Consider the following 12,766-nt stretch of genomic DNA (forward strand, 5'->3'; position numbering starts at 1 on the left):
ACGAGCCAGCGCCTCGCGCGCGACTCTCTCTAAAACCTATAAAACCTATATATACCTATTGGGTACCGTTTTTGGTACTGGCAAAAAGCCGTTTTCGGTACTGGCGAACGAACAAATCGGGACGGGCAAAAACACTTTTCGGGCTAGGCCCAAAACTGGGACTGATCCCGATATGGGTCCAGGCTGTGGACAACCTTTAATGGGACGGCACGAGTCCGGCGGCGAGGAATACGCGCGCCTTGAAATGGGGCGGCGGCTCGTTCGGAGCCTGCTCAACGCCGAGCTTCTTGCCGGTGGCCACGATGCCGGTCCAACTGTTCTGCCAGGCCATGCCCGCCGTCTCTCCGGCGTCGCGTTCCCGGAAAACCCAGAGCCGCCATGACTCGAACCAGTCGGGTGACATGCCCAGTTCTCCGGGCCTGGACCGCATGTAGGCGCTGAAGGTGGCGGCCATGGCGTCGATCTTCTCCTGCGTCCAAAGCGGCCGCTGCTCCTGCGTCCAACTTCGCCACCGCTCCGGCAGGGTCCAGGTTGCTGGAAGCCGGGTGGGGCTGGCGCCGGCAGGGCGCCCATCAGGCTCGCGTCGTCGCCCTTTTCGCCTGCCCCCCTTCGCTGCTCTGCTGGTGGGCATATGCCGTGTGGCATCGGAAGTAGGAGGACGTTCAGCGCTGACGCGAGTATCCGTTGCATCGATTGATCCGCCCGTGGGAAGGAATGTCGCGTCGGTCCCCTCGCAGTGCGGCGACGAGGCGTCGCGCTTGGAAGGAAACAGCGATTCGTCGATCGCGGATCCATCCCGCTCTGACGGCTCGCTTTGGCCGGCATTCGCCCCGCGGTCGCCCTCCGGAGCTGCCAGCGGCACAATCCCATCCTCAAGCTCAAGCCCGTCCTGCAGCGCGAGATCTTGCTGCGTCGACTGCGATTCGCCGCCGGCGACGGCACCAGAGGCCGCAAGGTCGATCAGGGGGACTGCATTCGGGCACAAGCGATAAATGATGCTGCTACGGTTGTCGCCCGCTCGTCGCCCTGTGTCCTGGATCGCGCCCAAATCGCGAAGGCGGCCGAGGGCTTCGATAACCGTCTTGCGATTCAGATGGGTGACTTTGGCCAGGTAGTCGATCGATGCGAAGACCGTCCAGTGGTCTGCATCGTAACGAACGAGCTGTGCCAGGTTCAGCAGCACGAGCTTGGATGAGGATTTCTGGACGTCGGCCATTCTGGCCCATTTGGATGCTTCGACGCTCATGTTCGCCCCTTGCGTTGCTGCGAGTTATTGCCGGGTAATGAATCTTGCTGGTACAGCGTGCCGGTCACGAGTCCGTCTCCAGTGATTCAGCGATAGTGCGGCGTGCCCGCAGGGGCAGGCCGTGTGCTTCATAGAACTCGCGGCGGGCCATCAGCCACGCCTTGTAGGGCCACGCGCGGCGCTCACCCCAGGGGTAGGCGTCCTTGATGGCCTGGTGGGTTTGTTCGGCGGTGAGGCCTTCGGCGCTGCAGCGTTCGAAGACGCTTTGCATGATCTTGTAGGCCATGCGGGTGCGTGCTTCCTGCGCGCCGCGTTGGCGGTTCGCTCGAGTCATGGAAGTCTCCGGGAGGAAATGACGGCGGGACGCTGGATGGTCGGTCGCCGGCGGCGCGAGCCCCGAGTAGAGGGTGCGCTGGGATTAGGAAACAGAGAAGAAATAGCGCGCGCCGGCCACGTTCGGCGGCGCTTGCTAGGACTGGCGCCTCGCGCTCAGCCGAGACTTCGAGCGTGCTCGGTCGGTTGGCTTTGAAAGACGTCCCACGACAAGGAAAAAGCGTTGAAACGCACTTGGGTGCGTGGACGGTCGGACAGAGAACGTGCGCTGATCAGTGCTCGTCTGGCAGTAGGCGCCAATGCTGGCTATGACGGGCGTTAGCGTGACAGCCGGTCTTCGCGTTCGATGGCGTGGATCGCGTCCATCAAGCCATCCACAAGCTGGTGCATGTCGGCAGTGGTAAGTGCTGCGGATCCAGTCGCCCCGCCAGTCAAGCCACAGCCCTCCATGGACAGAACTGCGGTTTTGCCTTTACCGCACTCGTGCTGAAGCCGCAGAACACCTGGCAGTCCTACCGGCGATATAAACGGAAGTTCGACGTCTACAAGCGTGTTCATTGCACGCGTCCAGGGCTGAAATAGACCTGAGTGAGCTTGTAGTTGGCGAAGCACAGCGAAATGTCCAGGGTGGAGAACAGGTAGCGCCGAATCGTGTCGATATCCATCTGGTTGCCGGCCGCGGACTGTTTCACGAGAAGCGCAACGCGCTCAAACGTATCGCGCGCACTGTTAGCGTGGGTGGTCGTCACTGATCCAGGGTGGCCTGTGTTCAGAGCGTTCAGGTAGTCCCACGCTTCGGGGCCGCGCAGTTCGGATAGGAAGATCCGATCGGGCGAGCTGCGCATGGTGGCCTCGATGCACTCTGTGGCCGACATCCGGCCAGCACCTTTGCCGTAGATCATGTGCACGCGGTTGGGATGGTTTGGCAGGAAGAGTTCGTGTACATCCTCGATGGTCAAGAGCCGTTCGAAGGACGGCACGCAGTCGATGAGACTGCGCGCAAACGTCGTCTTTCCTGAGCCGGTCTTGCCCGCGACAATGATGTTGCGGCATTGAATGACTGCGCGTCGAAGAAACTGAAGGATGTCCCCTGCCTTCATGAGGTCGAGCAATTCCTTGTCGTGCTCGGTCAGATTGTCGGCGCTGCCCATGGGGCCGCTCACATCGACCCAGTTAGCAAAGGCTCCTTCGGCGGCCAGCTCGTCCAAGGTCTTCACGACGCTGCTGTGCTTGCGAATGTTGATCGAAAGCGTGCCGTCGATCACGGCCGGCGGCTGGGCCACCTGAGCGCGCTCACCGTCGGGCAACAGCAGCGACATGATGGGGCTGAAGTTGACGTTGTTATAGCTGGCCATGGCCGACACCAGCGCTTCCAGGAAGCTGAACGTCAGCTTCGGATCATGGCGTTCGTGCCATTGCCCGTGAGAGCGCGTAAAAATCACGCCAGGCCGCGTAATGGTGATCTCGCGGACGGCGTCATCTGCCATGTAGCCGGAGATGGGTCGCATCATCTGGCGTAACGCGGTGTCACGACCGCCCGAGTCGATGGGCGATGCGTTGTGAGAATCTTTCATGGGATGCCTAGTCAATGAACGCTGGCCCCGCGATCGAATGGTCAGGGGCCAGGCGCTTGGTCGAGTAAGAGGTGTCGGTGCGCGAGGCGTCATTACCGGCGCGCGACCGCGCTGCTACCGAGCGACGGATCTGAGCGTGTAGACCGGGCTGAAGTCCAGATCTCGAGCGACATAGATTCCCAGCCGGCCGCCCTGGTTGCGGTAAAGCGTCGGCGGGATGTTGATGGTGTTGTCGAGCACGGTGGTTACTGCGTTTGTGGCCGCCTCGCCCGTGGTATTGAACTGGACCTGGCTGTTGTCGCTGCTGCCACGCGAGGTTGCCCACGTACCCAAATCGCTGATCAAGCTGACCATGATGGCCCCGCCGAATCGCTCAGCGAAGTGCGTGTCGATGAAGCCATCCAAGCCTGCCTCACCCAGGGGGCCCGTGCCCGGAGAATCTAGCTGGATGACGACGCCCTTGGGAGTTTCGAGACGTGACCACACTACGCCGACACGAGGCTGGCCTTGTGCCAATACACCTTGCTGATAGCCGATGAATCGCGTCCCCTTGTCGATCAGCACCACGCGGCCGCTCGTCGAGCGGATATCGTGCGGCGCAAAGCAGCTGAGCATGCCCGCCTGTGCAGTCACGAGCTTGGTTTCCTGCACACAATCGATCATTGATCCTTGCGTGATCAACATATCTCGATTGCCAACCAGGCCAGCCCGAGAACCGGAGAGCTTCATAGGGGTGAGCTTGCCGGCCATCGGGCCGCTGTCCGCTTCGCGAGGCTCCGGCTGGGATGAGCTTTGCTGAGCAGAGGACTGGTCCCCTCTCCCTTGGTGTTTCGCAGCCCGCTGCTAAGGCGCCGTTGTGTGACAGCATCGACAGCAACGGTCTCTGCCAGGTTTGAAAGCGTGCCTTTCTGCTCCGTCTTGCCTTCCGGCCCGGGCACCTTGGGCGCCGATTCAGGCGGCTCTGGCGGGGCTGGCGGGGGTGGTGGTGGATCGGGTCGGAGCTTCAGACCGGGAAGCACGTTCTCGATCTTGGCTTGCATCGCCGGTGCGGCCTCTTCGCCGGCAGGCGTATTGAATGCTCGCCAACCCATCGTGCCGATCACCATCAACGCCATCAGCGTGATGAGCCACATGAAGGCCTTCGCACCCTGTTGCATCGGCCTTGCAGTACCCGACAGGTCCGGGCGGCCGCGGCCCTCGATCTGCGCCTGGTGCTCTTCGATCTCCGCCACCGCGTCTATGGTTTGACCGGGTTTTTTTCGCCTTTTGAAGAGATTCATGGCGCAGTTTCCTCACGAATGACGCGCTCGACCTGCGGCGAAACGGTACCGGTGGCCAGACTGCGTGTAACGGGCGCCCCGTCGTTGTGGACGGCCAAGACCAGGTTTCCAATACGCAAATGCCAGCGCTTAGCGACCCGATGAAGTACGACAGTCTGCTCGTCTTCCATATGCCGGTTCACGATCACTTCCTGGCCGTCAGCGTCTACGAAATAGATCGCAGGCAGATCCTGGCCAGGAGCAAACCGAAGCCATGTCTGCGCGCCGTCATCCCATGCGGCGACCGGCGCCAGGCTGGTGTCGCCGCTCATCGAATAGGCCTGCCAGTTGATCGCGACGTCGGCGGTGGCCAGATCGCGCTGCACGCGCTCGCGCTCCTCCTGGGCCGCAGACTTTGCCTGCTCCAGTTCGGGATAGCGCAGTACAACGCGAAAGACGCCGCCGCTCTTACGCGCCTTTTCATACTTCAGCAGGAACGAGTAGTTTCGCTTGGTGGTGATGTAAAGGAGGTTGGTGTCGGCTTGCTCGACGATGGGCTTGAGCAAGAGGTGCTTGCCCACTTGCTGGAAGTCGTACGCCGCCGAATCGCCAAAGGCGTGCGTCACGTAGTCCTCATCATCGTTCAGTTGGACTTGAGTGGCCACACCAAGCGTTGTATCGACCTGAATGACGTCGGCGGCGTCATAGTCCGTCCAGCGGATTCGCTGATCCTTGGGCGAAGCTGCAGGTCGGTCGAGCGACCAGGCAGGCGCTGCGGCCGCGCAAAGCGCGACTGACAGCACCGCCACGGCCAAAGGCCTGAAGCGGATGTTCATCGGGCGTGTCCCATCTCGAGGTTGCTTTCACGTTGGCGCGCCGACTCGTGCGTACGTTGATGGTCCATCCCCATCCCCGCCTGCTTGTCGTGGTCAGCGTCGCGCACAAGGCCCACGCCGCCTACCGCCTTGAAGGGGTAGCTGATGGCGAGCGCCTCTTCCTTTCCGCTCATCTCAAAGGATCGGTTCAGCGTGTTGCGGGCATGGACGATGAGGTCCCCCGTTTCGTTGTCACGCTGGATCAAGCAGTTTGGCGTTGTGCCTACGATCGGACCCTTGTACTCTCGCCCATCTTCCGGCTGACGGATTTGCCGGTCCTGCTCGCCGTACAGTTCCACCGGCCGACGCGCTTCGCGGATGCGCTCTTCAAAGTGCTTGCCGATACGATCGGCAGCCAAGACAGGTGTGGGAAGACGAAGGTTCGCGTCCTTGGGGAGATGGTCCTTGCAGAGGCGCGCGGCGCCGTAGAGATCGCTCTTCGCGTACCGTTCGATGTCGCGCAGCAGTGCCGTGCGCTCTGCGTTGCTCATGCGTCCTGCATCTTCGAGGCGGCGGGCGAGTTCGTTGATTTGTGCTTTTTGCATGACGATTACCTCAGCGTTTCGACAGCGGTCGAGTAGGAAATGACTTGAAAGCCCAGCGGGTTGTCGCGAATTACGCTTTCCGACATCGGAGCGTTGACAAACCTGTAGGCGATGGTGGCGATGAACTGTTCAGTGTTAGGTGAGCGCTGGGGGCCCATCTCGCTGCGCGTAAACCGGACCGTGGCGGTCTGGTTGGGTCCCGGAGTGATCGACCGCACGCTGATGACCAGGCGGGTGTGCTCCCCATACTTCTTGTCCAGGGCTTCCCGGCCGGTCCTGGGGTCGTCTTCGAACTTGGCGTGGTACTGCTGTTGCACGTCCGGCGAGCTGAACAGTCCGCATCGGTCGTACATGTTCTGCAGGGTGCGCCAGTCGTAGCCCTCGCAAGACAACACGTACTGAGTGACGAAGTAGCGCGCGATCCGAGGGCCATAGTCCTCCTGTGCGTCGCCGAGCTGGGATACGTTTTCGACCTCGCCTGTCGCATCGTTGACGCGCACGACGTAAGGCGGCTGGGGCGTGTAGCTCAGCATCAGTGAGGCCACGGCGCCGACCGCCAGGAACGCCAGCACGAATGCACCTACTGCGACGCGCCATGCTTTCGCTCTGGATGAAAGGACCTCCGTCAGGAAGTCCTGGTCTAGGCTCCGGTTTCTGTCCAGCTCTTGCTGAAGCGAAAGCTTCGGGTCTTCAAAGGACATGTTGGTCCTCCGATTGGTGGACGGGACGGAGGCGCCGCACGTTTCGTACGGGCGCAAATGGGCGAGCCGCGGCGAGCGCGGCCGAAATGGCGAGCTTCATCTTTTCTCCGGAGAGATGAGGGGATTTAAATCAGAGACGGCTGGCTACTGCGCAGCGCAATGAGAAAGGCACAGCGATTGCTGTGCCATTTACAGGGTCTGGACACTGTCGCGTCCCGACCGGCCTACTAATGATGCTTTGGGAAGCTTTAACGCTCTTGGCGCATGTCCCGAGTCATAGCCTCGGTCATCTTCATGCCCTGCTGGTGGTCATGCTCCCGGCGCCAATCCCAATTGCTCTTTGAGCGGGGCGTTGACATTCCAATCAGGAACAATTGAGACGGCCACTTGAAGCAGAGATACCACAACGGACGGAGAATCCAAGTCCAAGTCGCCTTGGCAAGGCTCATCCATTGGAAAGCTGATATCGGCTGATCGGGCGCAACACCGGGCGGCACCGATAGCGGCACATCCGTGCTCATCAAGGGGTTCTGAGAAAGGGCCTTTCCCAGCGGCTTTAAAGGATCCATCTATATCCTCGAATTATTGTGCTTGTCAGGGAGGGCGGCTATTTGAAACTCAATATTAGCCAATCTTCCCAATGAAGGGAACTGCAATTCCGCCGCCGGCGCCGCTGCCAGTTATTTTGGTAGCCACCACTGAGACCTGTTCTAGCATGAATTTGGAGCACATCATGAAGAACACGATAGCCGTGAGCATGGAAAATATATTGATCTGGTCCGCTTTCGATAGATCGATTAACCCTTGCTGGAGTTGTCCGAACATTCCCATGATGAACATGAAGACGACCATAAAAAGGCCTGCGTAAATAGCATAGTAGAGGGCCTGGCCGAGCCAGCTGTGGAAGAACTGCTTGGTCGGTTCGAACAGCAGCGCCAATATGCAAAGCGGTCCGAGTACGACGACTAAGCCCATCCCAACTTTTACCGTGATCAGCACTAGCATCCCGATCGCGCTCATGACCGCTGAGATAATGGTGATGATGACCGAGACAACCACGAAGACAAAGGCCTGCGCGATTTTCTTCAGACCGCTTGGTGCGCGCTCCTGCAACCGTGTGCCGATTTCTGCGCCATTGTTCGCTGCGTCGTCCATCATTTCGGATGGGGTTTTTACGGTGCCCGTGAACAGCTGGGCCACGGAGGTGGGTAAGTCGAGCATTACACCGACAATCTCCTTTTGGTATAGCCCCCCGGTGCCGGCGATGGACACGATGATCGCTATATTGAAGACCCGCCGACACGCATGTAGGACGGGAGTCTGGATCGCCCCGGCGCAGATGAGCCAACCGTACCAGACAAGCGCAACAGACAGGCCAACCGACACGAACGGCAATAGCTTCGCGGTGATGGACGCGACCATTGGCGTGATGACGCTCGTTAGCATCTTAGTCACCGACTGGTCGATCCAGTTCGCGATCCCGCCAAGACTGGCCAGACTGACCGCGGTGGTGGCCATTATCTCGCTCCAGGAAGCGGCGCGCGGATTGCACCAAGGCTGAAAGAGCTATCGGCCAGCTTTTCGGCTTGCTGCTCCATCAGGGCTTGCTCGGCCACAATCTGGCGGGTGAGCATGTCCGCCCGGGTTTGGTCGGCCTGGATGTTTGCCTGCTCGACGAGCAGCCGGGCCTGCAGGTCAGCGATGGCCTTTGGATCCTGGGCCTGATTGATCTTGGCCTGGAGCTGGTCCACCTGCTTGACACGGGCGGTCATCGCCTTCTGGGTCTGCTCCATCATCGCCTGACTGCGAACGGCGATCTTTTCGGCCCGGGCGTCCAGGTTCTTTTTGTCCTGTTCGTAGTTGCCAGTTAAGCGTTCCTCGCGCTCAATGCGCTCCACAGCGTCCGAGATCCCGCCCAGCCCGCCATTGGAGGCGCGAAGAATATCCCGTGCGTCTGCCGGCAGTGCATCGCGAATCGCCGGGTTGTTCAGGATGTCGCCCAGGTTCCGTGTCCCGGTTAGGGCTTCCAACTGACGCTTCTGGCTCTCAAGCTGATCCCTGAGGACAGCAATCTGCTCGGCATACTTGGCCAGCGTCTCGACGTGCTTGATGGCCCGGTCGGCGATGCTGGCCGCATCCACTACAGGAATGCCACTCGCGTGGACAGGGGTCAGGGAGTTGGAGAAAAGGACAGCAGCCAGGAATGCGGTAAACCGCACGCGCCGGGCGCGGCTCGGGCGGTGGTTGGGGGTGTGCGTCTGGGACATGATCAGCTCCTTGTCGCCTCTTGGGCGAGCTTGAGGTAGTGGGGCAGCCAGAGGGCGGGGTCGTCACCATGCTTGGCAACTGCCGCTTCGGCGATTTCGGCCAGGTCTTCGGATCCGGAGAACACCAGCAGCGCCTCGGGACATGAGGCGAGGTCCAGTTCGGCCGTGACGGCAGACTCGTTTTGTTTGACGACGAACTGGCGGCTGAACGGCGGCAGATCCTTGACCATCTTGAAGACAGCGGGAGACAGCTTGAATCCGTCGACGTAGTCCTCGGCAGTGGCCTTGGGATTCTCGAGAAACATGGCGGTCGCGGACTGCTGAATAAGCGAGCGACCTACAGGGTTCTCCAGGATCGCGGCGGGCTCCTGCGTAGCGAAGACGAGGACACCGTTTTTCTTACGGACCGTGCGGCTGGCATCCTGCATCGACGCCTGGAAGTAGGGCACTTTCAGAGGGTGCTGAACTTCGTCAAAGAAAAGGGCGATTCGCCGCCCGTCCATCATCTGGTCCGTTCGGTAAAGCAAGTACGTTATTGCTGCGTCACGGACGGGGCCTTGCTCGAGGAACTCCGTCAAGTCAAATCCAAAGAGGTTGTTAGCCGCCAGGTCAAGTTCGTCTTTGGGGTTGTCGAACAACCAGCCATACTCGCCGCCCGCGCACCAGCGTTTGAGGCGCTCTTTCAGGCTCAGCTGACCTTCAGGTGCAGGCGCGGCGGGGAGAAAATTAACCAGGTTGGACAGGCATCGATCCTCCAGGTCGATGTGCTTCACAAGCTGGTTGACGGCCATGGCGATTTGCTTCTGCTCGGAGGGACTGGCCGCCTCGTCCCCGTTTGCCCCCAACAGCTTCGTCATGCTGGCCATGAACGTGACGTTTGAAGCGGTGTCAGGCAGTTGCAGGTAGTTCCAGCCGGTTTTCACGCCCAGGCGCAGCGGGAAATACTTGCCGCCCATCGCCATGACGGTCACCTGCATGCCGCGATCCTTGTCGAACACGATGCCCGTGTAGTCGAACTTGCGTGCCTGGGTGATGAGATGACCCAAGAGGACCGTCTTGCCGGCGCCGGACTGGCCGATGATGGACGTGTTCCCGAGGCGGCGTTTGCCGGTTTCGTCAACGTCCTGAAGCGAGGCGTGAAAGTTCAAGTAGTAAGGCGTGCCGCCCGTCGTCTTCAGCATCGTGACCGCCGGCCCCCATGGATTGCCTGCCGGCTTTCCGAAGAGGTAGTTGTGCATCGAGGAGAAGCTCAGGAAATTCAGCGAGGTGATCGGCGCCGGGCGAGGGCGCCATTTCCAGTTGCCCGGGAACTGGGCGGCCCACGCGGCCAAGGATGAGCGATCACACAGACGACCGATGATTTCTTCGTCAGCCAGCGCGCCGCTGATACTCGCGGCCGCCCGAAGGGCCCCCTCGCTGTCATCGCCAAACACCTGGATAGTGGCGTGGTGGTCACCCATTACGAAGCGGCCTGCGGCCAGTTCGTCGCGGGCCTTCTTCAGATCTTCGATCTGGGACGCGGAGTAGTCGCCAGAGTCTTCCAGCCACTTGATTTGGCGTGACAGCGCCTTCAGCCCATCGGGCTTTGACATCGCGCCAAAGGACTGCGACAGCACAAACTCGTGCGGCTGGTTGAGCAGGCAGTTCAGGTGGCCGGCTTTGGTGTTGTTGGAGTACTCCCGAAGTTCCAGCATCACGTAGCGACGTGTCCAGTCAGGCCCCCGCATCTCGGCGAGTTCGCCGTGCGTGGAGAAGAACTGACGACTGGTGGGCAGATAGTTGTACAGGCGCGCGTTCACCAGCGGCACCGGCTGCATCTTGCCGTTGAGCAGAAAGCCGAGGAATTCGGCTGGTTCCGAGAACCGCGATTTCCGGCGGGGAGCCTCCTCGCCGCTCATGTCGTGCGGAGACTCCCGCTCGACAATGGTTAGCAGCTCCGGTGAATAGAGCTTGAGCGATCCGCGAAGTTTGCGGTTGACGTCATCGAGCTGTTCGATCGCCTGGTTCTGCCACGCAAGCGCCGAGCGCGCCGTTCGCTTTTCAAAGTTGGACAGCAAGCGCAGGGCGGGATCGATCTGCGCCCGTGTCAGCACGGTCAAGTACATCTCATTGATCATCGGCGGCTTACCGGCGAAGACCTTGCGATACGCGGCATCGTGATCGCGGGAGAACTGGTCCGGATAGTCGCTTTCGGGATACTCGAACACCCTGCGACGGACAAGGTGCGACCAGATCCCGAATCCCGTTGGGAACCCCCGGAACACGTTGTTGAGCTCCTCGACCCAGCGGTAGTGCTCCTCATCGCTGTAGCCTTGAAAGGTGCGCCCGTCGATGCGCCAGACCGAGAGGTACTCCCAGTCGCGGGTTGCGATGATGGTGGGCGTGACGTGGTGCGAGTAGGGGACGTACGTGCTGACCGGCGGCTCATACGCCGGCAGCGTCACGATGGATTGTTGTTTCATCGGTCGTGAACTCCGAGCCAGCGGGCCCAGGGGCGCCGCCGGCTGTAGGGTGTTGGCGTGAGGGATATCGCACCCCAAAAGCGCTTGTTCTTTGCCAAGAACTTGGTCTTGACCCAAAGCTCCCAGATCCAGAAGGCGCGGTCATCATGGCGGCTCAGAATGGCCATCACCGGATAAAGGACGGGAAAGAGCAGCCAGCCCCACAGCGTGAATGAAGCGGCGGTGACGGTCACAAAGACCAGTCCAGCAAATGCTCGTGTGGGCACTCCCCCGGGGACGGTGGCGACGCGGGTGGCACCCTTGAAAAGGGGGAAGCGGTTAAGGGGCACTTCTGACCCCACCGCAACTGGGGCGGCTGCAGCTGGGGCTTTGGCCTTTTGCTTGGGCGAGGTGGCCATCAACCGAAGACCAGCTTAATGATGCCGCCAGCGATGGCACCGGAAAAGACGATACCCACTGCCCATTGATAGGCGGTTTCCTTGCGAATCACGTCGAACGAATAAAGGATGCCGATAATGCCGGCGGAAACAAGGCCGATGACGGGGATGATGAGCCACAGCCAGTCTTTGACCTTCTGCACGGTAGTGGTGGCCTTCTCGAACTGCGCCATCGCCAGTTCCGGTTGCAGCAGGAGGAGCAATGCAAGGGTCGCGTATGCCAGGGCGACAAGCGTGCTGCAGCTCTTGGACTGCGAGTCGCCAGGGGAGATATTGGATGCTGCGGTCATTTTGAAACTCCAATGGGTGACGCCACCCGGCTGATGAGCGGGGCGGCATTCGTTGAGGTAGATGAGAGGGCCGGTGTTTAGCTGCTAAACACTGGCGAGGGGTGCGCTTCTACTGCGCCGGCAGGCGCGAGGACTGCGTAGGGATCGGCCTGCCGAATGTGGCATCTGGGCGCGGTTCGAATGCGTCTTTGCGGGGCGCCACAAAAGCGTCGTCGCGGGACTTCTGAAAGGCATCGGGTTTGGACGGCTTCGGACGCGGGCGGCTACGCGTCTTGGTGTCAGCATTGGCGGGCGCGCCGCCCTCCTTCACGATGGCCGGTACAGCCAGGCCAGCGCCGGCGATGACCTTGCCGACATACCCATTCCTGAAGCCCGAGGTCAGGTTGCCCGTGTTGTAGCAACTGAATGCCGCATACAGCGCGTTCTGTCCGGGGCCGTGCAGCTTGGCGGCTCGCTTGTAGCAATCAACGAGGACACGCTGGGCAGATGCAAGGTTGACGCACGGGTCGAAGATGCTTTCGGATGTGACACCAAGCCACTTCCAGTTCCGCACGTTGATCTGGCCGTAGCCGACGTCGAAGTCCACTCCTTTGGCCATCAGATCGCGCACCGCCTGGACTGCCTCCTCTTTGGACTTCGGGCGGATGCTTACGTGGGGCTTGGCGTTGACGCCAATGGCCAGCGGATTGAATGCGGACTCGTGACGGACCACAGCGCTGAGCGTACTGATGTGCACGTCGGGCGCACACTGCCTGGCGAGGGTTGGGAAGTCCATCG

At 60.7% G+C, this 12,766-nt stretch carries 15 protein-coding genes; all 15 read right to left on the reverse strand.

Features of this window, described 5'->3' with window-relative positions; all coding sequences use genetic code 11:
- Window positions 1-196: 196 nt before the first annotated feature.
- A complete protein-coding gene (locus tag ELS24_RS04695) occupies window positions 197-1,246 on the reverse strand; it encodes a helix-turn-helix domain-containing protein (protein WP_127183523.1) in 1,050 nt (349 codons plus the stop codon).
- A gap of 64 nt (window positions 1,247-1,310) precedes the next feature.
- Window positions 1,311-1,580, reverse strand: a complete 270-nt coding sequence (locus ELS24_RS04700; protein ID WP_127183524.1) for a hypothetical protein — start codon at window positions 1,578-1,580, stop codon at window positions 1,311-1,313.
- A 317-nt stretch (window positions 1,581-1,897) separates the two neighbouring features.
- On the reverse strand, window positions 1,898-2,137 hold the full coding sequence (locus ELS24_RS04705; protein ID WP_127183525.1) for a hypothetical protein: 240 nt from the start codon (window positions 2,135-2,137) through the stop codon (window positions 1,898-1,900).
- Window positions 2,134-3,153: a P-type DNA transfer ATPase VirB11 gene (gene virB11 / locus ELS24_RS04710; protein WP_127183526.1), complete on the reverse strand. Its 1,020-nt coding sequence runs from the start codon at window positions 3,151-3,153 to the stop codon at window positions 2,134-2,136. Before virB11 ends, ELS24_RS04705 begins: the two co-directional genes overlap by 4 nt.
- A 114-nt stretch (window positions 3,154-3,267) precedes the next feature.
- Complete coding sequence (virB10, locus tag ELS24_RS04715; RefSeq protein ID WP_127183527.1) at window positions 3,268-3,903, reverse strand: type IV secretion system protein VirB10; 636 nt, start codon at window positions 3,901-3,903, stop codon at window positions 3,268-3,270.
- On the reverse strand, window positions 3,879-4,433 hold the full coding sequence (locus ELS24_RS04720; protein WP_127183528.1) for a hypothetical protein: 555 nt from the start codon (window positions 4,431-4,433) through the stop codon (window positions 3,879-3,881). The genes virB10 and ELS24_RS04720 overlap by 25 nt, the downstream gene beginning before the upstream one ends.
- Window positions 4,430-5,248: a TrbG/VirB9 family P-type conjugative transfer protein gene (locus tag ELS24_RS04725; RefSeq protein ID WP_127183529.1), complete on the reverse strand. Its 819-nt coding sequence runs from the start codon at window positions 5,246-5,248 to the stop codon at window positions 4,430-4,432. Before ELS24_RS04725 ends, ELS24_RS04720 begins: the two co-directional genes overlap by 4 nt.
- On the reverse strand, window positions 5,245-5,832 hold the full coding sequence (locus ELS24_RS04730; protein WP_127183530.1) for a hypothetical protein: 588 nt from the start codon (window positions 5,830-5,832) through the stop codon (window positions 5,245-5,247). The genes ELS24_RS04725 and ELS24_RS04730 overlap by 4 nt, the downstream gene beginning before the upstream one ends.
- A 5-nt stretch (window positions 5,833-5,837) precedes the next feature.
- A complete protein-coding gene (locus ELS24_RS04735; protein WP_127183531.1) occupies window positions 5,838-6,533 on the reverse strand; it encodes a virB8 family protein in 696 nt (231 codons plus the stop codon).
- A 624-nt stretch (window positions 6,534-7,157) separates the two neighbouring features.
- Window positions 7,158-8,051 (reverse strand): type IV secretion system protein, encoded by an 894-nt coding sequence (locus tag ELS24_RS04740; protein WP_127183532.1) that lies wholly within the window; start codon window positions 8,049-8,051, stop codon window positions 7,158-7,160.
- Window positions 8,051-8,800 (reverse strand): P-type DNA transfer protein VirB5, encoded by a 750-nt coding sequence (gene virB5, locus ELS24_RS04745; protein ID WP_127183533.1) that lies wholly within the window; start codon window positions 8,798-8,800, stop codon window positions 8,051-8,053. The genes ELS24_RS04740 and virB5 overlap by 1 nt, the downstream gene beginning before the upstream one ends.
- Before the next feature lie 2 nt (window positions 8,801-8,802).
- On the reverse strand, window positions 8,803-11,262 hold the full coding sequence (locus ELS24_RS04750) for a VirB4 family type IV secretion/conjugal transfer ATPase (protein ID WP_127183534.1): 2,460 nt from the start codon (window positions 11,260-11,262) through the stop codon (window positions 8,803-8,805).
- Window positions 11,259-11,660, reverse strand: a complete 402-nt coding sequence (locus ELS24_RS04755) for a type IV secretion system protein VirB3 (protein ID WP_127183535.1) — start codon at window positions 11,658-11,660, stop codon at window positions 11,259-11,261. The genes ELS24_RS04750 and ELS24_RS04755 overlap by 4 nt, the downstream gene beginning before the upstream one ends.
- Window positions 11,660-11,989 (reverse strand): TrbC/VirB2 family protein, encoded by a 330-nt coding sequence (locus tag ELS24_RS04760; RefSeq protein WP_127183536.1) that lies wholly within the window; start codon window positions 11,987-11,989, stop codon window positions 11,660-11,662. The genes ELS24_RS04755 and ELS24_RS04760 overlap by 1 nt, the downstream gene beginning before the upstream one ends.
- Window positions 11,990-12,098: 109 nt before the next feature.
- Window positions 12,099-12,764 (reverse strand): lytic transglycosylase domain-containing protein, encoded by a 666-nt coding sequence (locus ELS24_RS04765; RefSeq protein WP_127183537.1) that lies wholly within the window; start codon window positions 12,762-12,764, stop codon window positions 12,099-12,101.
- Window positions 12,765-12,766 lie beyond the last annotated feature (2 nt).

The sequence above is a fragment of the Achromobacter spanius genome (assembly GCF_003994415.1).
Classification (GTDB): Bacteria; Pseudomonadota; Gammaproteobacteria; order Burkholderiales; family Burkholderiaceae_B; genus Achromobacter; species Achromobacter spanius_C.